The organism is Methanosarcina mazei S-6 (assembly GCF_000970205.1).
GTDB lineage: Archaea > Halobacteriota > Methanosarcinia > Methanosarcinales > Methanosarcinaceae > Methanosarcina > Methanosarcina mazei.
The window spans coordinates 2,938,376-2,959,265 of record NZ_CP009512.1; the positions used below are offsets into that span (position 1 = coordinate 2,938,376).

At 41.5% G+C, this 20,890-nt stretch carries 25 protein-coding genes; 6 read left to right on the forward strand and 19 right to left on the reverse strand.

Going from position 1 to position 20,890, the window contains the following annotated elements; all coding sequences use genetic code 11:
- Nucleotides 1–27: 27 nt before the first annotated feature.
- From MSMAS_RS12580 to MSMAS_RS12590, 3 genes are all read right to left on the reverse strand, one after another.
- Nucleotides 28–585 carry a cupredoxin domain-containing protein gene (locus MSMAS_RS12580; protein WP_011034268.1) on the reverse strand — a complete coding sequence of 186 codons (558 nt, stop codon included), beginning with the start codon at nucleotides 583–585 and terminating at the stop codon, nucleotides 28–30.
- A 136-nt stretch (nucleotides 586–721) separates the two neighbouring features.
- The gene (locus MSMAS_RS12585; RefSeq protein ID WP_230633260.1) at nucleotides 722–1,201 is read right to left on the reverse strand and encodes a cupredoxin domain-containing protein; all 480 of its coding nucleotides are present in this window, start codon (nucleotides 1,199–1,201) and stop codon (nucleotides 722–724) included.
- Between the two features lie 705 nt (nucleotides 1,202–1,906).
- A complete protein-coding gene (locus tag MSMAS_RS12590; protein WP_015412480.1) occupies nucleotides 1,907–2,347 on the reverse strand; it encodes a hypothetical protein in 441 nt (146 codons plus the stop codon).
- A 251-nt stretch (nucleotides 2,348–2,598) separates the two neighbouring features.
- Here MSMAS_RS12590 and MSMAS_RS12595 point away from each other — a divergent pair, with 251 nt between their 5' ends.
- On the forward strand, nucleotides 2,599–3,963 hold the full coding sequence (locus MSMAS_RS12595; RefSeq protein WP_011034265.1) for an NAD-dependent succinate-semialdehyde dehydrogenase: 1,365 nt from the start codon (nucleotides 2,599–2,601) through the stop codon (nucleotides 3,961–3,963).
- Nucleotides 3,964–4,133: 170 nt separating this feature from the next.
- The gene (locus MSMAS_RS12600) at nucleotides 4,134–5,768 is read left to right on the forward strand and encodes an acetolactate synthase large subunit (protein ID WP_011034264.1); all 1,635 of its coding nucleotides are present in this window, start codon (nucleotides 4,134–4,136) and stop codon (nucleotides 5,766–5,768) included.
- Between the two features lie 34 nt (nucleotides 5,769–5,802).
- Here MSMAS_RS12600 and eif1A (MSMAS_RS18370) read toward each other — a convergent pair whose 3' ends face one another.
- The 6 genes from eif1A (MSMAS_RS18370) to MSMAS_RS12630 form a co-directional block, all read right to left on the reverse strand.
- On the reverse strand, nucleotides 5,803–6,153 hold the full coding sequence (gene eif1A, locus MSMAS_RS18370; protein ID WP_080503062.1) for a translation initiation factor eIF-1A: 351 nt from the start codon (nucleotides 6,151–6,153) through the stop codon (nucleotides 5,803–5,805).
- Nucleotides 6,154–6,559: 406 nt separating this feature from the next.
- A complete protein-coding gene (locus MSMAS_RS12610) occupies nucleotides 6,560–6,760 on the reverse strand; it encodes a CxxC-x17-CxxC domain-containing protein (RefSeq protein WP_011034262.1) in 201 nt (66 codons plus the stop codon).
- A gap of 384 nt (nucleotides 6,761–7,144) precedes the next feature.
- Nucleotides 7,145–7,348, reverse strand: coding sequence for a CxxC-x17-CxxC domain-containing protein (locus MSMAS_RS12615; protein ID WP_015412477.1), 204 nt, complete (start codon nucleotides 7,346–7,348; stop codon nucleotides 7,145–7,147).
- Nucleotides 7,349–7,768: 420 nt separating this feature from the next.
- A complete protein-coding gene (gene eif1A / locus MSMAS_RS12620) occupies nucleotides 7,769–8,089 on the reverse strand; it encodes a translation initiation factor eIF-1A (RefSeq protein WP_011034260.1) in 321 nt (106 codons plus the stop codon).
- A gap of 626 nt (nucleotides 8,090–8,715) precedes the next feature.
- Nucleotides 8,716–8,934, reverse strand: a complete 219-nt coding sequence (locus tag MSMAS_RS12625) for a CxxC-x17-CxxC domain-containing protein (protein ID WP_015412475.1) — start codon at nucleotides 8,932–8,934, stop codon at nucleotides 8,716–8,718.
- Between the two features lie 319 nt (nucleotides 8,935–9,253).
- Nucleotides 9,254–9,475, reverse strand: a complete 222-nt coding sequence (locus tag MSMAS_RS12630) for a CxxC-x17-CxxC domain-containing protein (protein WP_048039335.1) — start codon at nucleotides 9,473–9,475, stop codon at nucleotides 9,254–9,256.
- 183 nt (nucleotides 9,476–9,658) lie between these two features.
- On the opposite strand from MSMAS_RS12630, the gene MSMAS_RS18950 reads away from it, so the two are divergent.
- Together MSMAS_RS18950 and MSMAS_RS12635 are read left to right on the forward strand one after the other, a co-directional pair.
- Entirely contained in the window at nucleotides 9,659–9,823 is a 165-nt protein-coding gene (locus MSMAS_RS18950; RefSeq protein WP_155395373.1) for a hypothetical protein, read from the forward strand.
- A gap of 131 nt (nucleotides 9,824–9,954) precedes the next feature.
- Complete coding sequence (locus MSMAS_RS12635; RefSeq protein ID WP_011034257.1) at nucleotides 9,955–10,281, forward strand: DMT family transporter; 327 nt, start codon at nucleotides 9,955–9,957, stop codon at nucleotides 10,279–10,281.
- A gap of 145 nt (nucleotides 10,282–10,426) precedes the next feature.
- Here MSMAS_RS12635 and MSMAS_RS12640 read toward each other — a convergent pair whose 3' ends face one another.
- Complete coding sequence (locus MSMAS_RS12640; protein WP_011034256.1) at nucleotides 10,427–11,110, reverse strand: class I SAM-dependent methyltransferase; 684 nt, start codon at nucleotides 11,108–11,110, stop codon at nucleotides 10,427–10,429.
- 432 nt (nucleotides 11,111–11,542) lie between these two features.
- On the opposite strand from MSMAS_RS12640, the gene MSMAS_RS12645 reads away from it, so the two are divergent.
- Together MSMAS_RS12645 and MSMAS_RS12650 are read left to right on the forward strand one after the other, a co-directional pair.
- Nucleotides 11,543–11,773, forward strand: a complete 231-nt coding sequence (locus tag MSMAS_RS12645; RefSeq protein ID WP_054869418.1) for a hypothetical protein — start codon at nucleotides 11,543–11,545, stop codon at nucleotides 11,771–11,773.
- A gap of 486 nt (nucleotides 11,774–12,259) precedes the next feature.
- Entirely contained in the window at nucleotides 12,260–13,606 is a 1,347-nt protein-coding gene (locus MSMAS_RS12650) for an MFS transporter (protein ID WP_011034255.1), read from the forward strand.
- 69 nt (nucleotides 13,607–13,675) lie between these two features.
- Here MSMAS_RS12650 and MSMAS_RS12655 read toward each other — a convergent pair whose 3' ends face one another.
- From MSMAS_RS12655 to MSMAS_RS12700, 9 genes are all read right to left on the reverse strand, one after another.
- Nucleotides 13,676–13,870 (reverse strand): YwbE family protein, encoded by a 195-nt coding sequence (locus tag MSMAS_RS12655; RefSeq protein WP_011034254.1) that lies wholly within the window; start codon nucleotides 13,868–13,870, stop codon nucleotides 13,676–13,678.
- A gap of 80 nt (nucleotides 13,871–13,950) precedes the next feature.
- Entirely contained in the window at nucleotides 13,951–14,211 is a 261-nt protein-coding gene (locus MSMAS_RS12660) for a hypothetical protein (protein WP_011034253.1), read from the reverse strand.
- Between the two features lie 44 nt (nucleotides 14,212–14,255).
- Nucleotides 14,256–17,144, reverse strand: a complete 2,889-nt coding sequence (locus tag MSMAS_RS12665; RefSeq protein WP_011034252.1) for a heavy metal translocating P-type ATPase — start codon at nucleotides 17,142–17,144, stop codon at nucleotides 14,256–14,258.
- A gap of 42 nt (nucleotides 17,145–17,186) precedes the next feature.
- Nucleotides 17,187–17,393 (reverse strand): heavy-metal-associated domain-containing protein, encoded by a 207-nt coding sequence (locus MSMAS_RS12670; protein ID WP_011034251.1) that lies wholly within the window; start codon nucleotides 17,391–17,393, stop codon nucleotides 17,187–17,189.
- Nucleotides 17,394–17,562: 169 nt separating this feature from the next.
- On the reverse strand, nucleotides 17,563–17,814 hold the full coding sequence (locus tag MSMAS_RS12675) for a heavy-metal-associated domain-containing protein (RefSeq protein ID WP_048046585.1): 252 nt from the start codon (nucleotides 17,812–17,814) through the stop codon (nucleotides 17,563–17,565).
- A gap of 776 nt (nucleotides 17,815–18,590) precedes the next feature.
- On the reverse strand, nucleotides 18,591–18,962 hold the full coding sequence (locus tag MSMAS_RS12685; protein ID WP_048036956.1) for a 4Fe-4S dicluster domain-containing protein: 372 nt from the start codon (nucleotides 18,960–18,962) through the stop codon (nucleotides 18,591–18,593).
- An 18-nt stretch (nucleotides 18,963–18,980) separates the two neighbouring features.
- The gene (locus MSMAS_RS12690) at nucleotides 18,981–20,057 is read right to left on the reverse strand and encodes a hydrogenase large subunit (RefSeq protein ID WP_011034248.1); all 1,077 of its coding nucleotides are present in this window, start codon (nucleotides 20,055–20,057) and stop codon (nucleotides 18,981–18,983) included.
- A gap of 22 nt (nucleotides 20,058–20,079) precedes the next feature.
- On the reverse strand, nucleotides 20,080–20,421 hold the full coding sequence (locus tag MSMAS_RS12695) for an NADH-quinone oxidoreductase subunit C (protein WP_011034247.1): 342 nt from the start codon (nucleotides 20,419–20,421) through the stop codon (nucleotides 20,080–20,082).
- Complete coding sequence (locus MSMAS_RS12700) at nucleotides 20,414–20,884, reverse strand: NADH-quinone oxidoreductase subunit B family protein (protein ID WP_011034246.1); 471 nt, start codon at nucleotides 20,882–20,884, stop codon at nucleotides 20,414–20,416. The genes MSMAS_RS12695 and MSMAS_RS12700 overlap by 8 nt, the downstream gene beginning before the upstream one ends.
- Between the last annotated feature and the right edge of the window lie 6 nt (nucleotides 20,885–20,890).

The window sequence follows — 20,890 nt, forward strand, 5'->3', positions numbered from 1 at the left end:
AGAAGCAACCTCATCTTTTTGATATTTTCATCCCTCAACAGTTACCACGCCTTCCATAGAGGGATGAATTGAGCAATAATACCTGTAAACACCTTTTTTTGTAAAAGAAAGCTCAAATGAATCTCCGTCTCTCAGTGCGCCGGATGTGAAATCAGGACCAGTCACTGTGTGGGTGATAGGATCAAGATTTGTCCACCTGACTGTATCATTGGTAGATATCGTAACCGATTCCGGATTGAAGGTAAAGTTTTCTATTTTCGCCTCGACCACTCTGGCTTCGGCTTGAGTATCAGGCATTCCAACCGGGGTTTCGGAAAGGTTTTCAGGTTCTGTACGGGTCAGGTTTTCACTGGGAATCTGGTCAGACGTATTTTCGGGAGTTTCGACGTTTCCAGCTGGACCCTGAGGTACTTCGGCTGGAAGTACCGGAGTTTCAAAAGGTGTTTCGGATGGAGTTGCTGGAATCTCAACAGGTGTTTCAACCGGAGAAACAGATGGCTCAGGTTCTACAGAACCGTTTTCTGCACAGCCTGAGGGTAAAAGTGCCCCAAGTAGAATTATAAAAATAACATATTCTTTTCTCACTGGCTTCCCTCCAAAGGAAATGAATACTATGGTATAAAAAAATTAAAAGTGTTTTTATAAGGATCTCCTTGATGAAGTATTGGAAAACAGGAGATTTGCATCTTTGCATCTTAGCAGATCATTAGCTCTAAAACTCTCACTCATTCTCTTTTACTATTACGGTTCCCTCCATAGAAGGATGAATTTCACAGTAATACTCGTAAGTGCCCGGGTCGGTAAAAAGGAACTCATATGAAGCCCCAGGATTTAGATTATTAATCCCAAAAGTGGCCCCTGTTACGGTATGAGGAGTTGAATCAAGGTTAGTCCATCTTACAGTATCACCTGTAAATATATTCACTGTAGCCGGGTCAAAGGCGTTATCCTCTATCATAACTTCAACAGTCTCTCCATTGACTGGAAGCGCGGGTGTTTCTCCCGGAGCTGCTTCATCTCTTACCGGCGTCAAGACTGGTTCCGAAGTATCTTCTTCAACCGGAGTTACAGTTTCAACCGGAGTTACAGTTTCAACCGGAGTTACAGTTTCAACCGGAGTTACAGTTTCAACCGGAGTTACAGTTTCAGCTGGCTCAGTACCATCTTCTGTACATCCCACAACCAGGAATACACTACACAAAATTAGCAAAATAAACAGTTCTCTATTCATATTTTCCCCCATTCAAAATCAGTGCTATATAATTAATCATTAGATTTTATAAAAATTCCTGCGAAATTATGAATACAGTTCCCTTTCTTACATTTTAGTACTCGATCAAGGATTTACCTGAATATAACACTGGACCAAGTTTATTTACCTAATAATCGCTTTCCAGCAATATACATAAAGAACACTTCAAAATACGACTTCCTGGAAATGACAGAGATTCCTGGAATCTTGGATAGAGATCGACAGAATTAACCAGGCAGAGATTTGACCAGATTATCAGGCAGAAACATGGCCAGATTGTCAGGTAGAAACATGACCAGATAATGCATGATATTTATAACAGATGGAGGTTGATCTAAAAAAGTAAAACGTTTTTAAAGGCTCTTTCGCTGAAATTAAATTCCGGACAATACCGAAACTTCAGGAGATTGCCGTTTAACTTTTTATCAGGTTAACTCCCTCACTGTTATACCTCCATTATCGCAAAAGCGGGTGAAACCTGTATGGACAATGGAGATCCTTTTTCGGCAAATCCAAACTCTCGTTTTCGTTATCTGGATATTGAGACAGAGTATGATAACTATCGCTATGTATCTGGGAGTTCGTATATAATACCGAAGTACAGTGCAGAGGATTACGTATCAGACAGATTCCCGGTCATTTCTTGAAGGCTGGTTACCTGTTAGGGGTTACTCTGATTACTCCTGTTCTCTCTTCTGTCACATTCTCTTCTGTAGCTTCTTCATCTGGAGTCTCGTCCTCAACCGGAGTCTCATCTTCAACCGGAGTTGCATCTTCAATTGGTTCTTCAACTGGAGTTACTGCCACAACTGGAGTTTCTTCCACAACTGCAGTCTCTTCCACAACTGGAGTTTCTTCCACAACAGGAGTTACTTCCTGAACAGCTTCAACTGGAGTTACAACTTCTTCTCCAGTTACAACTTCAACCGGAGTTTCAGCTTCAACACCTGTTACAACCTCAACTGGCGTTACCAGTTCGGTTACTCCTTCTTCAGCGGGCTCTTCTTCAGCCGGTTCTTCAGTACCTTGCTCTGCGCATCCTATTGCAAGGAATACGCCTAAAAGAATTATTAAAATAAGCAATGCTTTTCTCATATTTTCCCCCCATGTAAAATTGAGTGCTTTATAATTAATATTACCGTTTTATAATTATTACTGCCTGTTTCTGAACACAGTTTCGTTGTTCAGTTCAGTTTTTGCCTTCCGGATGAAATCTGAACTTATTTTAAGAACGAATATCTTGAGACAATTCAGAGTATCTTTTCCATTTTAGGACTTTATCGGTCCTTAAATTATAATACCTGAAACTCCAATATTACTAAAGGACTCTTTTTTGGGGGGAGTTTATGAAAATCAAATCCATAGATCCTTATACTGAAGAAGTAAACTGGACTTACGATGCATTATCTTTCGGGGACTGTGAGGACCAGATAGAAAAGTCCAGAGCTGCTTTCTTGAAATGGGGTTCTCTTTCGGTAAAGGAAAGAACAGCTTACATTTCACGGGTAGCTGAGATACTCAGGCAGAACAGACGAATATATGCCGGGATAATCACAAAAGAAATGGGAAAACCTGTAAGGCAGTCACTTGCAGAGATAGAAAAATGCGCATGGCTGTGTGACTATTACGCAGAAAATGCAGCCGGGTTTCTGGAAGATGAGCTTGTAGAAACAGAAGCAGAAAAAAGCTATGTCACTTTTGAGCCCCTGGGAGTTATTCTCGGGATAATGCCATGGAATTTTCCTTTCTGGCAGACTTTCAGATTTGCAGTGCCTACATTGATTGCAGGAAACGTGTGCCTGCTGAAGCACGCATCCAATGTGCCCGGATCGGCTCTTGAGATAGAAAAGGTTTTTACAGGCGCTGGACTTCCTCAAGATGTATTTAAGAGCCTGCTTATAGACTCCAGAACCGCCATGGAAATTATTGACGAAGATCTTGTTGACGGGATTTCCCTTACCGGAAGTGTGCGAGCCGGGTCTGAAATTGGAGAACTCGCCGGAAGGACGATTAAACCCTTCGTTCTGGAACTTGGAGGGTCTGACCCTTTTATAGTGCTTGAAGATGCAGATATAGACCGGGCTGCTGAGGTTGGAGTAAGAGCCCGTTTCATCAATACAGGGCAAAGCTGCATTGCTGCCAAGAGGTTCATTGTAGTTGAAGATGTGGTCGTGGATTTCATTGAGGCGTTCGAACTGCACATGCAGGAGTTAAAGGTCGGAGATCCCATGGATGAAGAAACCGACATAGGGCCTGTGGCAAAAAAAGAATTTATTGACAGCCTTGAGAGAGTCCTGAAGGACGCAAAGAAGAAAGGAGCAGAACCCCGCGTCTACGGCGAAGAGCATAAAAAAGGCTTTTTCTTCAGGCCGACCATTGTGCCTGCAGCCAGCACAGACATGAAAGTCCTGAATATGGAAGTCTTCGGGCCTATTGCGCCTGTGGTCATGGTAAAGGATGAAGATGAGGCAGTAAAAATTGCAAACTCAACAGATTTCGGGCTCGGAGCCGAGATCTGGTCTGCAGACCTGAAAAGAGCCGAGCATCTGGCAAAAAGGATAAAGTCGGGTTTTGTAACCATAAATGGAAGAGTCAAGTCTGACCCAAGGCTGCCTTTCGGAGGCGTCAAAAAATCCGGAATCGGAAGGGAGCTTTCACATTACGGGCTGAAAGAATTTGTAAACATAAAAACCGTGGTTATTAATAAGTAAGAACAGGCAGTCAGGGTTTGCCGGATACGGCTGAACGAACCTGCTAAAAGCTATGAAAAAACCTGCTTGAAGAAAAGCATTAAAAGAATAAACACTGAAAAAATAACATCGAAAGCAAAACCAGATATATCGTATAAAGTTTCAGGATCAGGTAAAATAGAGGTTTTTTCATGAAAGCTTCGGATCTCTTTGTTGCCCAGCTTAAAGAGGAAGGTGTGGAATACGTATTCGGACTCCCCGGAGAAGAAAACCTTGACCTTCTTGAGTCTCTGCGGAATTCGGATATCAAACTGATAATAACAAGGCATGAACAGGCTGCGGCTTTCATGGCTGCAGCTTATGGAAGGCTGACAGGGAAGGCAGGTGTCTGCTTTTCAACTCTCGGTCCAGGAGCAACAAATCTTGTTACAGGCGTTGCTCAGGCGCAGCTTACAGGTGCTCCTCTGATATCTATATCAGGACAGAAAGCCCTGATTGACAACTGGCAGGCGCGTTTCCAGCTCGTAGATGTTGTCAGGATGATGGAGCCTCTCTGCAAGAAAGCCGTAACGATTTCGGATCCCGGGATGATACCTACCGTGCTCCGAAACGCTTTCAAGCATGCAGAGGCTGAAAGGCCCGGAGCGGTACACATTGAACTTCCGGAGGACGTAGCTGGAGAAGATACGGACGCAGTTGTGCAGAAGAGGAGTGAGACCAGTATTCCCTCTCCTGACCCCAAAGCCATCGAAACAGCAGCGGGCATGATTCGCGAGGCTAAAAACCCCCTTATCATAGTCTCTTCAGGAGCTAACCGGAAGGCTGTAACCGAAGAACTGGAAGATTTTGCAAACAGGACAGGCATTTATGTTGTGCACACACAGATGGGAAAAGGGGTTGTCCCTGACGACTGCCCTTACAGCCTTTTTGCAACAGGAATCCATGCAAGGGACTATGTAAACTGTGGAATTGACGGGGCAGACCTGATAATAACAGTAGGCTATGATATTGTGGAATATCCACCCTACCTCTGGAATGGAAAGCTGGACAAGAAAATAGTAAATATTGATTTTGTGGAATCTGTTCCTGACAGGTACTTTAACCCTGCAGTTGAGGTGATAGGAGATATTTCTTCTTCTGTCCGGCAGCTTGCCGCAAAAGTTCCCGAAAAGAGGGAGTTTCCCGTATTTGAAAACACAAGAACCTTTATCGAAGAAAAAATAAATTCACCCGTAAAGAAAAGCTATCCTCCCATCCCCCAGGAAGTTGTAAAGAGTGTGAGAGAGGTTCTGGGGCGTGAAGACATCATCTCTCTTGACAACGGCATATATAAACTGTGGTTTTCCAGGCTTTACAGGGCTTATGCTCCCAATACGGTGCTGCTGGATAATGCCCTTGCAACAATGGGCGCAGGCTTTTCTGCAGGGCTTGTTGCAAAACTTCTCCACCCGGAGCGCCGGATACTTGCTGTCTGCGGAGACGGTGGTTTTATAATGAACTGCCAGGAGCTTGAGACTGCAGTTCGCTACGGAATCCCACTGGTCGTCCTTATCCTGAACGACAATGCCTTTGGTTTTATTAAATGGAAACAGAAAAAGATGCGCTTTGAAGATTTTGCTCTGGACTACGGAAACCCTGATTTTGCCCTCCTTGCCGAAAGTTTCGGGGCAACGGGCATAAAAGTAAAAGAAAACGATGATCTTAAAGAGGTTCTTGAAAAAGCTTTTTCCCTTAACAAGCTGGTAGTTATCGAATGTCCCATTGATTATTCCGTAAACTATGAGACTTTTTCAATAGAACTCGGAAACCTTGTGTGTAAATTTTGATTATATAAAAGTAAAAGGTTTTTGAGAAGAGTCCTTAATTAAGGTACCCTTTGCGTTCAAGCCATTCTATCTGGGGCCTTGTATATTTCCAGATGACATCAGCTTTTGAATCCTGAATTTCCCAGGGGTTTGCTATTACAATATCGCCTTCACGGATCCACATTTTTTTGTTTTTGGAGCCCGGAATCCTCCCCATGCGGACAACCCCATCCATGCACTGCAGAGTGACTCTTTTTGAGCCAAGTAAACTTGCTACCGTTGCCAGAACTTCGTTTCGGTCTTTACGTGGAGTGCGTACCCTTGTTACCTCAGGATTATCTCCGGGGTTTACGGGCCTGTTTGCTCCGGATTGTCTTTTTCTGACAGCACTTCTATAATTAGCCAGGTTAATTCCTCCTTTTGATAATATTCTGAATTTTATTTTTAATTTTTATTCAGAGTTTGTATTTTATTTTTAATTTTTATTCAGAGTTTGTATTTTATTTTTAATTTTTATTTAGAGTTTGTTATTAATCATACGCCAGTTTGTTTCTTTATTATTTCAACCCTGATCCATATTCTATCCCGATTTTTGTTTCCCCTGTGTTTTCTTTCAATATCAGCTGCGTATTTACTCGGTAATTATGGCAAAAATAGTTACCATTAACACAGACCTGATTTATTTATACACCGGAACCGAACAGGCTCGCATAAAACGAAGCGAAGACAAAGGGCTAAAAAATAAAAAGTGAAAAATGAATTGAGTATTATGCAAATAAATTGCAATAATTAATACTCAATGCACATTATCATCAGAACTTCCTGTGGTTAGGAAGGCACTCTCTGCAGTAAACCGGCCTGCCTTCTGTTGGCTTGAAAGGAACCTCGGTCTCAACACCGCAGTCAGAACAGGTAACTTTAGTCATTTCTCTGGGGCCGCTGTTGCCGCCTCTGAAACCCCCACGGTTGCTGTCTCTGCCCCTGAAGGAGTTTCCTCTGTCATTAAAACCCATTTTTGTTTCACCTCCGCATATAACGGATATTTATTAGTTAAAAATAAGATTGTATAGAGCTCTTTGATTAAAAACAAAAGCGAGTTTTTAATAACAGGATATACGTCTCTTTATTTTCAACTCTGAGTTGACATTCAAATTATATAAACATTTCTATGAAAAAAATAATTTCTAGAAATGAAATTCCAGGAGATTTAAGACTAAAATTCCTCTGATTCAAATTCATACTTTAAGCAAAATTAAAGATAGTCTGAAGGATTAAAGTTTAAAAAGAATCTCCATAGAAAAAGATATCCATAGAAAAAGATTCGATCCGTCTGCTTTTCAAATAAGCAGAACGGATTGCACTCTATAAAAGTAAGAATCCCGAAGCGGAGTTCGGATTTAATAGCGGTTCTCTCTGGGCTTCCTGTGGTTAGGAAGGCAGTCCCTGCAGTAGACCGGTCTGTCGGGATCTGGTTTGAAAGGAACCTGAGTCTCAGCACCACAGTCAGAACATGTTGCGTTGTGCATTTCTCTTGGGGCTCCGCCAAAACCTCCCCGGTTGTTGTCTCTTCCCCGGAAGGAATTTCTGTCATTAAAAGCCATTTTCTTTTCACCTCCGCTTACAACGGATAGTCATTTGCTTAAAAATAAGATTGTATAGAGCTCTTTGATTAAAAACAGAAATTAGTTTTTAATAACAGATTATACGTCTCTTTATTTTTAATGATCCTACTATACAGTCAAATTATATAAATTTAACCCATAAAAATTAAAAATAATCATAAAAATATTTAAAATTTAAAGCCGCCTGTTTCCAGATCCAGTAATACAGACTCCTGCAAAACCTGTCAAGTTTAAGTTTAAATTGAAATTTAATGAGTCTGGAAAGGGAACGCTAAAAAGATAAGAACTCCAGGATCTCTTACGCTAAAAGAGTTATCAAAAGAAGAATAAGAGGTTTAACCAGCACGGGTTAAAACCAGTTTTACAGCATTTTTGAGTAATAAAATTGCCATCAGGGCATTATTTCAGGTAGCCTTTGCGTTCAAGCCATTCTATCTGGGGCCTTGTGTACTTCCAGATAACATCAGCTTTCGAGTCCTGAATTTCCCACGGAGTCGCAATTACAATATCACCTTCACGGATCCACATTTTCTTGTTTTTGGACCCCGGTATCCTCCCCATCCTGACAACTCCGTCCATACACTGTAAATTGACCCTTTTTGAGCCAAGAAGACTTCCTACCGTTGCCAGCACTTCGTGGTTCTCCTTTCTTGGAGTACGCACCCTTGTCACTTCCGGAGTGGGTGAATTATTTGCTGTTCCTTCTCTTCTCTTTCTCATGTTGCTTCGATAATTAGCCAGGTTGATTCCTCGTTTGTTTATTTGATATTTGAATTTTGGTTTTAAATTTTTGATTTTAAATTCGAATTCAGGTTCAGGATATTAGCTACATCCGCCTGCTCAAACTTCCCCCAAATTTCGTGCATCAGGCAAGGACAATTTCAATGATTGCCGGTTCTATACAGGTACTTTGGTCTGAAGGTTCATAAATGGATAGGAGATCAAAAATCTTTAATAAATATAAAATATGTGATTATTGATTAAATTCCCAGAAAACCGGGAAAGTTTTCAGGTCCCTATCCACCCAACCTGCGATCCTAATAAAAGCGGCCAAAAAGAATCCTGACCGAGCTCCACTACAAATTTACGGGAGCGTGATTTTTTATTAGTATCGATCAGTAATATTGTATAATTGTATATCAGTAATATTTATAATTGGATATCAGTAATATTTATAATTGGATATCAGTAATATTTATAATTGTATAATTCAGTGCTCAACATGTTCACACTATCTCAGAATTCCATGCTTTTCACCTGAGCACAGGGAGAAAAACAAAGACTAAAAAGTGAGCAGTGTTGCTGTATAGCCTTACAGAACAACACCCATAAGAGAATATTCAAATTTAGAATTTCCTGTGGTTAGGAAGGCATTCCCTGCAGTAAACCGGCCGTCCTTCTGTTGGCTTGAAAGGAACTTCAGTCTCAACACCGCAGTCAGAACAGATAACCTTGTGCATTTCTCTGGGGCCGCTGCTGCCGCCTCTGAAACCACCGCGGTTGCCATCTCTACCACCCCGATTGCTGTCTCTGCCCCTGAAGGAGTTTCTGTCATTAAAACCCATTTTTGTTTCACCTCCGCGTCCAGCGGATAAGCATGCTCATAAAAATATGATTGGATATAATTTATATTAAAAACAAAAATGAGTTTTTAATAACAGATTATACTTCTCATTATTTTTACTAGTTCTACAATCTTTTTATCGTATATAAAGTTAATCTACCAAACATAAAAAAACAAAGAGGTAGTTCTCAGAAAAAAGTAAGGAAAAGGCTGTATTGAACAGGATATCTGAATTGAAAATAAATAGACAGGATTTGAAACATTATAATCAAGGTTTCCATGTATAAATTTAAAATAGTAAATATTTAAAATATCCGGGCTTAGAACTTCCGGTGTTTCGGAAGGCAGTCCCTGCAGTAAACAGGTCTTCCTTCAATAGGTTTGAATGGAACCTGGGTCTCAACACCGCAGTCAGAACACACTGCAGGATACATTTCTCTGGGACCACTGTTGCCACCTCTGAAACCCCCGCGGTTGCCGTCTCTGTCACCCCGATTGTTATCTCTCCCCCGGAAGGAATTTCCTCTGTCATTAAAACTCACTCTTGTTTCACCTCCGCTTATAGCGGATAACCTCTAGCGTGCTATAAAAATAAGATCCTATACACTCTTTTATTAAAAACAGAAATGAAGTTTTTAATAACAGATTATATGATTCTTTATTTTTACTGCCAATATTTTCGTAGCCGGCATAGTATATAAATTTATCTCAAATGATCGTCGTGTATGGAAAGCTCTTTCAGGCAGGCTGAAGCTTTATTTGTCGGAATCAAACCGTATATTGAGGACAAAAAAGTTCCAGAGTTTTCCGGCAAATACATGGTTTTTAAGGTATTTTCATATTCATGTATTAATCAGAAGTTCTCCAGGTATAACAAAATAAAGAAATAAAGTAGATCAATAAATTACAGGCTATAAACCTGTCAGCACTAACAGACTGCTTAGCAGATCAGGAATATAAATAAAGAAAGTATAAAGGGCTAACAGCTAATAATTAATAATAGAAATAAAATTATCTATTAATGAATTATTATTATCTTCTGTTACTTGCAATACTGTTTGAAGTTTGCGGAACAACCTGCATGAAATTATCTGATGGCTTTTCAAAACTGACCCCATCGATTTTGATTTTCGTATTTTATGCTATCAGTTTCTTTTTCTTTACTCTTGCCCTTAAAGGGCTGGATGTGAGCATTGCATACGCAATATGGGCAGGGTTAGGGACCGCTTTTATAACAGTTATAGGAATATTCTGGTTCAGAGAACCTTCCTCGGCCTTCAGGCTAATTTCTCTTGCCTTTGTAGTTATGGGAGTGATCGGGCTTCATCTGAGCGATAGAGTAGCATAAACCATTCTGACAGCATTCTGACAGGGCAGGTTGATCAGATTGAAGAGTTCCGTACTGAGTAAAATCTTAAAAGATAAGATCGAGCTTCAAAAATATCAGGTTTGAAGCCCTTCAGCTCCTGACAAAATTGTCTGCTGCCTGAAATTTAAAGTTTCTGAGCAATAATTACAAACCCCAGAATTTTGTTCCCTGTCCTCGTCTCCAGTTCTTTGACCCTGAAATAATCAATTTCAAATCTGCAATCTGTGAGCAGGAACACAAGCTCTTTTTCAGTAAAATGGTGTGCAATAAACTCAGTCTCCCCTGTTTCAGGGTCACGGGCAAGGAAAGACCCTTCTTCTTTTGTAATTGGGAAGTCGTGGAGGTATCGTTTCCTGTAGAGCTTCAGGTGCCAGTTCTGGCCGAATTCCACAAGGTACAGATAAGCTCCGGGTTTCAGGACTCGAAAAACTTCTTTAATTATCCTGGATCTTTCCTTAGGGTCCGGCACAGAGGTCAAAAATGCCTGCATGACTGCAAAATCAAAACTTGAGTCATGAAAAGAAAGAGAAGAAGCATTTTCAACCTTAAACTCAGCCTTCCCTCCAGTCTTTTGATTCAGACCAGGGCTTCTTGCAGCAGTTTCTGCAAGCCTGATCGCTTCAGAATTTATATCAATTCCTGTTACCGAATACCCCAGGGAAGCAAGCTCAAGACTGATTTTTCCAGACCCACATCCGATATCAAGAATTTCATCATCTTCCTGCAGGTAGTTGTGAATTATAGGGTAAAGATCAAGGCTTGAAGGTATGTTCTTCCCGGATACCTTTTCCCAGTATGATTCAGGCATAAAGAATCAGATGCAGGTGAAGAATAAAGAACATTTCGCAATTCCGGACTTCACGAGTTTTCGAGTAAAATAGAAAATAGAAGCTAAAAGAACTGCAGGAAAGTGGAACACAGAGTGTAAACAACAGATGTGAAAAAAATAGAAAGGGGTAGATAAATAATTGAAAATCAATAAAGATATTTCAGGCAACTCCTGAATCCGCCCTGCAGGTGTTGCCTGAAAAATGCTTATTGTTAAGGTCAATCCTTTTAACGCGAACTTTGGCACCGCCAGAGTAGCGTTTAACTGAGGGTCTATTCCCGCAGTGGATCCGGACAACCTGCCCGGATCACATAATGTAATCTTTGCGGGATAACTCAGCAGTCTCTGCTACAGGTTTCCGAAAGAAATCGGACGTTGACATCAATGAGTGTGCAACAGAGCTGCTGTTTCGTGATGGAAATGCCCTTAACATTCAGGTTTTTTTTCAATGCTTTTGGAGTACTTTTTGGAGATTTAGCTTCTCCTTTTTTGAGACCTTTATTCTTTGTTTTTAAAGACCTTTATTTCCTTCACATTCTTAAAGATCTTTTAATTCCCGCAGATTTATTCAAAGCTTTTAGTTTAGCTTTGTCTGAAAAATCATTTGGGATTAGAATTTCATATTGTAAAATTAGAATATAAGTATACTTTTTGCAATAGTTCTGTTTCCTGACAGGGCCAATACTTTTAAAGCTTGATAATGCTTTATTTTCCTTGATAAAAGATCTGCATAATTTATAACGAATAGAAAGTGCACATATTATCTCTTATTAACAGAAGCACACCTTACAAAAAAAATAAACAAACCCTGAACCTTCACTACCCTCCGATCTGCCGTAGAATATATAAAATAATCATTGAGGGGTGCTGAAAGCGGTTTAATATACTGAAATCCTTTAACCTTCTCATACAGTCTTTAAAAGCTGAAAAACCTGCCAAATCGCCTGCACTCAAAGAAAATTCAGGGTAACCTGGATGGACTTGTCCGGAACCTGCAGAAAGGAGAAATAATTCGCAATTAATTAAGCCAGCCGTATCTGTAAAGGTTAAAATGAAACGGCATCACGGGACCTCTTTAAATTCTGGAAGAGAAATAGTATAAGGGGCAGAAACACATATATTCCTTCGATGGAACAGAACTCGGGAACTTCCTCTGCAAGCGGCAGAGCACTTTTTCCATTATATGCCATAACATTTATAGGAACCCTCGGGTTTGGCATCATACTTACTTTTCTCGTATTCCTTGTAACAGACTATGGAGGCAATGCCCTTGTCTACGGCATACTCGCTTCAACTTACCCTGCCTTCCAGCTTATCGGAGCTCCTGTACTGGGCAGGTGGTCTGACCTTTATGGGAGAAAAAAGATTCTATTATTGAGTCAGATTGGGACCATGCTTGCCTGGATCATTTTTTTTGCCGCCCTGTTTTTTCCAGTAATCCCGCTGATAGAGGTCAGGTCTGATCTTCTTGGAACATTTACAATTACTCTCCCTTTGCTTATACTCTTTTTAGCGAGGGCTCTTGACGGTGCTACAGGGGGAAATGTTTCAGTTGCCAATGCTTATCTTGCCGACCTCACCTCGGAAGAAGAAAGAAATAAAAACTACGGACGAATGTCCGTAGCCTCAAATCTGGGATATGTCTTTGGTCCTGCGATTGCCGGAGTTCTCGGGACAACAGCCTATGGCGAAATTCTGCCAGTATCCGCCGCACTGGTGATTTCAATCATAGGAACTCTTATAGTACTTTTTCTTCTCCCAGATTCCCGGCCCTGCGCCATTGAAGAATACCCCGAATCCACCGGGATTAGAAAAATACTCGGGCAGGAACAAAAAGAGTGCTATCAGGTTGAGGCAGGAAGTAAAATAACATTTCGTGAAGTCTTCAAGCTTGAGTACATCCCTTTTATGCTGGTTGTTTACTTCCTTATTTTTCTGGGCTTCAATATATATTATACCGCATTCCCTATCTTTGCCGTTGTTGCCCTTGAATGGAGCCCTGCGGAGCTGGGTATTTATTTTTCCGTAATCAGTGCGCTTATGGCATTTGTACAGGGCCCGGTCCTTGCAAAGCTTGCCAGAAGATATAGGGAGTCTATAATGGTTGTTGGCGGCGGTTTTATTCTGGGACTTCAGTTTATCCTTATAGTATCCGGAGACTATCTTCTTCTGTACCTTGCAGCCGTGTTTTTTGCTTTTGGGAACGGGATTATGTGGCCTTCTATTCTCTCCATCCTCTCCAAATTTGCGGGTAAAAAATACCAGGGATCTGTTCAGGGCTTTGCAATGAGCGCGAGCAGCCTTGCAAGCATAATCGGCCTTCTTGCAGGAGGCTTCCTGTATACGCAGTTTGGAGTTATAGCCTTCCTTATCGCAGCCGCAATAATATATCTTGTAGTTTTCCTCTCTTTCAGGCTTCTAAGAATTGAGAAAGAGAAACTGATAGAAACTGAGGCTGCGAAAACTCCAGTTTAATCCTTAAAAAAGTGACTGGTTTTTGGGATATTGAAAAATGACTGGCTGGTTTTAATGGATCTCAGAATTTTAATAGATTTCCTTAACCCTGCCTACCTGCCCATCGGACAGCTGGACTTTGATCCCATGAGGGTGGGTCGAAGAATTGGTTAAAATTCTCTTCACAACTCCACGAGTTATTTTCCCAGTCTTCTGGTCCTGTTTTAAAACGATTCCCACGTTTAATCCTTCTTTAATGTTTGATCTCATGCTTCCGTTATTCATGGCATAAGGTCAATTCCGTGGTATATAAACCATTACGTTCAGAAAACTTTTTTATAAATAAATCACCTGCCTGTAAAATATTATAATTCTGACTTTTTCACCTGTTCTCTGTTTTCAAGCCAGTCCAACACCCTGGGCCAGAGGGACAGTGAGATAATTATGGTAATAATAAAAACGAAAATGCAACCCATAACAACGTCTACCAGAGTATAGGATGTTTCTCCTGAGTAAATATTAGCTAACAGGGTCCCGAGCAGGAAAAGGCTCATCAGCACCACGGAAGTGGCAACACTTAATAGAAACACGGCCCGGTTCTTGTCTTTGGATTCGAAATTTACCATATTATCACCGACATTGAGCGGAAGTCATAAAATCAGTCCTGAACTTACTTAATCCTGCTTCTTTTCATCAGAAGGGAATTGGTTGTCACCGAAACCGAACTTAATGCCATAAAAGCAGCAGCCAGTTCAGGCGTAATAAGAACTCTGTGAAAAAAAGGATAAAGAATTCCGGCTGCAATAGGGATGCCTATTGTATTGTACCCGAAAGCCCAGAGAAGGTTCTGCTTGATCTTACGAATGGTAAGCCTGCTCAGGCGAAGGGCTGCTACCACGTCTATGGGGTCATTTTTAATAAGCACAATTTTTGCGGATTCCATTGCCACATCCGTGCCTGCTCCCATTGCGATCCCCACGTCCGACTGTATAAGGGCAGGGGCATCATTTATCCCGTCGCCTACCATTCCAACAAGCCTGCCTCCGCTCTGGAGCTTCTTGATTTCGTTTGCTTTGTCTTCTGGCAGAACCTCGGCAAGTACTCTTGAGATTCCGACCTCCGATGCAATTGCCCCGGCTGTAATGGAGTTGTCACCGGTTATCATAACCACTTCAATGCCCATATTCTTCAGGGTCTCCACTGCCTCTTTAGAATTCTCTTTCAGAGTATCTGCAACTGCAACCAGCCCCATAGCTTCATCCCCTAGAGCTACAAGCATTGCAGTTTTCCCGTTTTCTTCAAACCTGCGCATCTCGGCTTCAAGACCGTCAAAAGAAATTGAATATTCTTCCATAAGCTTGCGGGTGCCCAGCAGAACCCTCCTGTCCTCGAGATAGGCCTCTATTCCTTTTCCCGGAATAGAACGGAAATTTTTTGCCCCTGCAAGGCTGATTCCCTGTTCTTCCGCCCCTCTTACAATAGCTTCTCCGAGAGGATGTTCAGACCCTTTTTCAGCCGATGCAGCAGTAAAAAGTACCTCCTTTTCCTCACGTCCGGAAACTGCAAATATATCTGTCAGTTTAGGGGTGCCTTCAGTAAGAGTCCCCGTTTTGTCAAAAACAATGGTATCAAGTTTATGTGCTCTTTCAAGGGCTTCTCCTCCTTTAATAAGAATTCCGTTTTCCGCCCCTTTGCCTGTGCCGACCATTATGGCTGCAGGGGTTGCAAGCCCGACTGCACACGGGCAGGAGATAACAAGAACAGTGATAGCTATAAGCAGGGAAAAGAGGAAAGGGCTGGTGCCCCTGAGAGCTTCGGACTCTCCTACCCCATAGAACCAGTAACCAAAGAAAAACCAGAAGAAAAAAGCCAGAAGAGCAATTATATGTACGGTTACGATGAAGTTTCCGGCAAAGACATCTGCAATCCTCTGGATAGGAGCCTTGGTTGTCTGAGCTGCTTCTACAAGTCTGATGATCTGGGCAAGGGCGGTATCAGCCCCCACTTTGGTAGCCCTGAACCTGAAAGATCCCATTCTGTTAATGGTAGCCCCAATAACAGTATCTCCTTCGCCTTTTTCAACCGGGATGCTCTCTCCTGTGATCATGGACTCGTCCACTGCAGAGCTTCCTTCAACCACAATTCCGTCAACAGGTATTTTTTCACCCGGACGGACAATAACAATATCTCCGACTACTACCTCTTCAACAGGGACCTCTTTTTCCACACCGTCTACAAGGATCCTTGAGGTTTTAGCCCTTAACCCCATCAGCTTTCGGATAGCTTCTGAGGTTCTGCCCCGGGCTCGTGTTTCGAGATACCTGCCAAAGACAATGAAAATAATCAGAAAAGCCACGGTATCGTAGTAGAGAACGTCATATCCTGGACCCAGGTCAAGGAAAGTTGCTGCTACACTGATAAGATAAGCCGACCCTGTCCCCGCGGCAATCAGCAGGTTCATGTCGGTTACGCCGTGCCTGAAGCCTTTAACAGTGCCTGCAAAAAACTGCCTGCCCGGAAAGAGGAGAATAAGAGTGGACATGATGAAAAGCACGGTGTGATTGGAAAAGATGTCTGGAACAAAAGAGAGAAACGGGAACATCATGCTCATATTTCCGAGAGATACGGGGATCCCCAGGAGGAGGGCAATGATCAGGTTATTTCTCTGCTTGAGGATCTCAGCGTCCCTTGAGATCTGTTCCCTATCTTCATATTCTACAGTCTCAGCCTGCACTGATGCTCCATAACCTATTCCCTGGACTGCAGCAATAATCTCCCTGACAGATATGCGGCTTGAATCGAATTCCACAACGGCTTTTTCGAGGGGAAAATTTACGGAAGTCGAGATTACACCCTCGGTTTTATTGAGAATCCTCTCAATGTTTGCAGCACAGGATGCGCAGCTCATCCCCTGGAGGTTAAGGGTTACCCTGTCTTTCTCAACTTTATACCCGATGGACTCGATAGCTTCTTCAATCTGCCCGGGGGAAATAAGAGAAGGATCAAAGCTAACATTTGCCCTGCCAAGTTCCAGATTAACGGTTGCGGAATCCACTCCGTTTTCTTTCTTCAGGACTTTCTCAATATTCAGGGCGCATGCCGAACATGTCATCCCGGAAACACCGAGAGTGATTTCTTTAAGCCCTTCTTTCTGACCTGAAATTCGGGAGACTTTTTCTTCTGCCGTTTTGCAGGTTTCTGTGAGGGGACATGCCTGAGAACTTCCCTGCGCCTTATCCTCATATTCCAGACCCTTATCAGCAGAGTCTAAAACCTGTCCTGCTTTCTCTTCTTCCATTGCAGGCTCTGAGCTTTCCGTCAGGACTTTTTCTTTATCTTCTTCAGTCTCCCCTTCGCGTTCTGTAGAATAGCCAGCCTTTCGGACGGCTTCCATAATATCTTCAGGGCTTAATTTTTCAGGATCAAAATTAACATATGCACGTTCAGCTTCGAGATTGACATCTACAGATTCTACACCATCAAGTGAAGCAATAGCATCCGCTACTCTTTTCTGGCAGTGACCACAGGTCATGCCGTAAACTCCTATCGCAAGTTCCATCGGATATGCCGCCTATCCAGTTTTTTCAGACTTCCCTGGCGCTTAAAAAGCGTTCATGGGCTCTCTTACATTTTTATAACCCGCTTCGAGCAGGGTCATCCTGATGACGTGTGCATCAGTTATCCGGCTGTCATAAGTCACGTTTACCGTCCTTTCCGGTACATTCACATTTACACATGAAACCCCGCTAATAGAGGTAATAAGTCTGGTAACCGTGTCTTTACAGTACTTGCAAATCATGTCATCCACTACAAATGTTGTCTCCCCCGTGTCTTCACCCCCGGATCATCAGCTGCTTTTTAAACAGGCGCTTCACCCATATTATAAAAATCTGTGCCTTTTACTATATAATGGAATTCCTCGAGCCGGATAAATAAAATGTCTCAGGATCAATAAAACTCAGACACATAATTCCAGTTCAAGCTGGTTCATACCCGCTTTCTCGGACTGCAGCCTTTATTTTCTCAACATCTGTTTTCTCTTCATCAAATTCGACAACAGCCTGTTTGTTCTCAAGGCTGACGTCTACTTTCTTTACACCCTGTACATCTTCAATTGCTTTTTTAACCCTCATAACACAATGCCCACAGGACATACCTTCGACTTTTATAGTTTCCTGAGTAATCGTTTCAACCTCCAATATATTTATCAGAAAGAATTTGCTTACCATCTTTATAAAAGTGTTCTTGGCGGAAATAGATAAAAAATCTGTTAAAATAATTTGTAGTTTTTTTACATTATGAGAGTATTTTCTATTTAATATATTACAATAGTTTCTCATAGTCTGATAGAAGAATACGGGCAAAAAGAATATAGAAGTAACCCCCTATTTTAAAAAAGAACATGTATCTACCTTATTTCACGTTGCCGCTCTGGATTGCATTTCACTTAGTTCAAGAACTATTTCCGTGTAAATAATTCCCTGGTTTAATAACTGGCATCTCCATCAAGTTGAGATCTGCAGTCAGACATCCGGCGAAGCTAGTACTTCTGTTCTCATCTGTATACGGGTGACTTCAAAAGGAGAGCCCGATAATATAGATACCAATGACAGTAACAATACAGGTTCTCATCTGTATACGAGTGACTTCAAAAGGAGAGCAGCACTGGATTGAAAGAATTGAAGTGCAATTCAGCCCATTCAGAAAGAATGCCAGCAAATTAACTACAGGCACCTGAAGCTGAAAAATGATCTTATTTATGGAGAACATAAAAAAGAAACAAAAAAGCCTAAATGTTCTGAAATCGCGAGAAAAGATATTGTGTAAAAAAATACAAAATCTGAATTTATCTTTTCCTATCCAGATAGTTTTCAGGGGAATTTATCAGAATAAAATTCCCCTGTTAAACTATTTTTTAGACTTGGGAACTTAAAATTGTTTTTAACCGGAAAACTGAAAAAATAACGTTGATTCCAGTAGAAAAATAAAAATTTAAATGAAATTTTTATTTTGGAGACGCTGCTTTTGATGCCGCTTTTGGTTTCTCTACTATCGGAACCACTACTTTAACAGTTTCTTTCGCACCGGTTTTTGGCCTTTCATTGGATATTGATAGGCAGTCTTTCGGGCAACCAGTAACGCACTCTGTGCACATAATACACCGGAACAGGTTGATTTCCCACGTTTTGTCTGCTTTGGTAACTGTAATCGCATCCGGTGGACATTTCTTTTGACATAGCCCGCAGAGGATACAGTTTTCAGGATTGATAACAATCCTTCCTTTAAACTCTTTATAAGTTTCCCTTATCTCGAAGGGATAAAGTCTGGTAGCCGGTTTATGAGAAATGTTTGATAATACAAGGTTTAGCATACCCATTTTAATCACCCTTCCACTTCATCTTTCAGTGCAGCTAATGCAGGGGTCTATAGTGAGTACAATTATAGGAACATCAGCGAGTTTTACGCCTGGGAGCATTACTAGCAGTGAAGGTATGTTTGCAAAGGTAGGAGTCCTAATTTTAAGCCTTTCCAGGTTTTTAGTACCGTTACCTTTCACGTAATATACAACTTCACCTCTGGGCTGCTCTGTTCTCATAATTGCTTCACCGGTAGGGAAGCCCTTTACAGGTACTGAAATGTCGCCATTAGGCAGCCTGGAGATTGCATTTCTTATTATTTCAATAGAATTAAGTACTTCGTTGATCCTTACTTTAGTTCTTGAGTAACAATCTCCGTCTTTCTCCACAGCTGTCTTAAAACCGAGATCCTTATAAATTGCCCAGTCATCTATATCTCTTACGTCAATGGCGTTATCGCTTCCTCTCAATGTAGGACCGGCAGTTCCCAACTCATATGCTACCTGCTTTGACATTACACCTAATCCCTTAGTTCTTTTCTTAACGGTGTAATTATTTACGAACACCTTTTCAATGTTTTTAACTTGGTCTTCCAGTGTATCGCACAGTTTCAGAAGCATATCAGTATGTTCTTTGGTCAAATCTCTGGTAACTCCTCCGACCTTTGATATTGAGTGTATAACCCTGTTTCCACAGATTCTTTCCGCTGCATCCTGTACTCCTTCTCTGTACTTCCAGCATTCATAAAAAAGGCTTTCAAATCCAAAACCATCAGCAAACAGACCAAGCCAGAGAAGGTGACTGTGGAGTCTATTGAGTTCACCAACTATTACCCTGATATACTGAGCTCTTTCAGGGGGTTCTAAATCGAATAATTTCTCAACTGCCCGTGTATAAGTTATACCATGGAGGGCACTGCATATTCCACAGATTCTTTCACAAATGTATGTTGTTTGAACATAGTCCTTTGTGTCTATGAACTTCTCAAGCCCTCTGTGCACATAGCCTATTGAAGGAAGTGCTCCAACAACAATATCGTCGTCAAGCTCAAGTTTCAACGCTACCGGTTCGGGTAAAACGGGGTGCTGAGGACCAAAAGGTATTACAGTTGTCATATGATTCTCCTCTCAAATTGCTTTAGGCTAAAGGAGCTTTCGGACTGTTTGGCGTTAAGTAAAGGTAGCCTTTATAGTCTATTGCTAAACCTTCGAAAGTCAATCCGAAGAGATCCTGGTACTCATTCTCGATCAAGAGTGCACCTAGATAAATGCCTGATATACTCTTGGGCTTCTCACCTGGTTTCAAAAAGTACCTCAGGTTTTTCAGTTTATAATCTTTTTCAAAGACATAGATCAAATCATGACCATCGTTAGCTTTCAGGCATATCATAGTAGCGTTTCGATAGCCATCCTTTTTTAATTGCTCTACGGTTTTTAGCAGCTCTTCGCTACTTTTAATTTCTACCTCATTCTTAAGCATTCGATGGCACCTCTTTTCCTTTCAATGGTACTTCTTTTCCTTTGATGTTCCCTTTCTTCTTATTTTCAAGTATTGAAAGTGCTGCTACTACGCCGTCAAGTATGGCTTCGGGCCTTGGACAGCACCCGGGAACATATGCATCTACGGGTATTATCTGGTCCACTCCGCCTATAACATTATAGCAGTTATGGAATATCCCACCAGTAGATGCACAGGCACCGACAGCTAAAACAACCTTCGGGTCCGGGATCTGGTTGTAAAGATTTTTGAGTACATTGACATTTTTATAATTTACAGAGCCTGTAACTACCATTATATCAGCTTGCTTGGGAGTACCGATATTTAAAACGCCAAATCTTTCAGCATCATATAAAGGGGTAAGACAGGCTACTACCTCAATGTCACAGCCATTGCAGCTGTTACAATTCACATGTATGATCCATGGTGATTTTGCTAAACTCATAAATAG

What these genes read in the sequence shown, in the direction of transcription:
- MSMAS_RS12615 (WP_015412477.1), bottom strand. Translation starts at nt 7,348, where the DNA reads ATGGCTTTTAATGACAGAAATTCCTTCCGGGGAAGAGACAACAACCGG.
- MSMAS_RS12685 (WP_048036956.1), bottom strand. Translation starts at nt 18,962, where the DNA reads ATGGGTATGCTAAACCTTGTATTATCAAACATTTCTCATAAACCGGCT.
- MSMAS_RS12610 (WP_011034262.1), bottom strand. Translation starts at nt 6,760, where the DNA reads ATGGGTTTTAATGACAGAGGAAACTCCTTCAGGGGCAGAGACAGCAAC.
- MSMAS_RS18950 (WP_155395373.1), top strand. Translation starts at nt 9,659, where the DNA reads ATGGAAAGCTCTTTCAGGCAGGCTGAAGCTTTATTTGTCGGAATCAAA.
- MSMAS_RS12600 (WP_011034264.1), top strand. Translation starts at nt 4,134, where the DNA reads ATGAAAGCTTCGGATCTCTTTGTTGCCCAGCTTAAAGAGGAAGGTGTG.
- eif1A (WP_011034260.1), bottom strand. Translation starts at nt 8,089, where the DNA reads ATGAGAAAGAGAAGAGAAGGAACAGCAAATAATTCACCCACTCCGGAA.
- MSMAS_RS12695 (WP_011034247.1), bottom strand. Translation starts at nt 20,421, where the DNA reads ATGCTTAAGAATGAGGTAGAAATTAAAAGTAGCGAAGAGCTGCTAAAA.
- MSMAS_RS12660 (WP_011034253.1), bottom strand. Translation starts at nt 14,211, where the DNA reads ATGGTAAATTTCGAATCCAAAGACAAGAACCGGGCCGTGTTTCTATTA.
- MSMAS_RS12665 (WP_011034252.1), bottom strand. Translation starts at nt 17,144, where the DNA reads ATGGAACTTGCGATAGGAGTTTACGGCATGACCTGTGGTCACTGCCAG.
- MSMAS_RS12655 (WP_011034254.1), bottom strand. Translation starts at nt 13,870, where the DNA reads ATGAATAACGGAAGCATGAGATCAAACATTAAAGAAGGATTAAACGTG.
- MSMAS_RS12635 (WP_011034257.1), top strand. Translation starts at nt 9,955, where the DNA reads ATGAATTATTATTATCTTCTGTTACTTGCAATACTGTTTGAAGTTTGC.
- MSMAS_RS12595 (WP_011034265.1), top strand. Translation starts at nt 2,599, where the DNA reads ATGAAAATCAAATCCATAGATCCTTATACTGAAGAAGTAAACTGGACT.
- MSMAS_RS12590 (WP_015412480.1), bottom strand. Translation starts at nt 2,347, where the DNA reads ATGAGAAAAGCATTGCTTATTTTAATAATTCTTTTAGGCGTATTCCTT.
- MSMAS_RS12640 (WP_011034256.1), bottom strand. Translation starts at nt 11,110, where the DNA reads ATGCCTGAATCATACTGGGAAAAGGTATCCGGGAAGAACATACCTTCA.
- MSMAS_RS12700 (WP_011034246.1), bottom strand. Translation starts at nt 20,884, where the DNA reads ATGAGTTTAGCAAAATCACCATGGATCATACATGTGAATTGTAACAGC.
- MSMAS_RS12690 (WP_011034248.1), bottom strand. Translation starts at nt 20,057, where the DNA reads ATGACAACTGTAATACCTTTTGGTCCTCAGCACCCCGTTTTACCCGAA.
- MSMAS_RS12650 (WP_011034255.1), top strand. Translation starts at nt 12,260, where the DNA reads ATGGAACAGAACTCGGGAACTTCCTCTGCAAGCGGCAGAGCACTTTTT.
- MSMAS_RS12675 (WP_048046585.1), bottom strand. Translation starts at nt 17,814, where the DNA reads ATGGTAAGCAAATTCTTTCTGATAAATATATTGGAGGTTGAAACGATT.
- MSMAS_RS12625 (WP_015412475.1), bottom strand. Translation starts at nt 8,934, where the DNA reads ATGGGTTTTAATGACAGAAACTCCTTCAGGGGCAGAGACAGCAATCGG.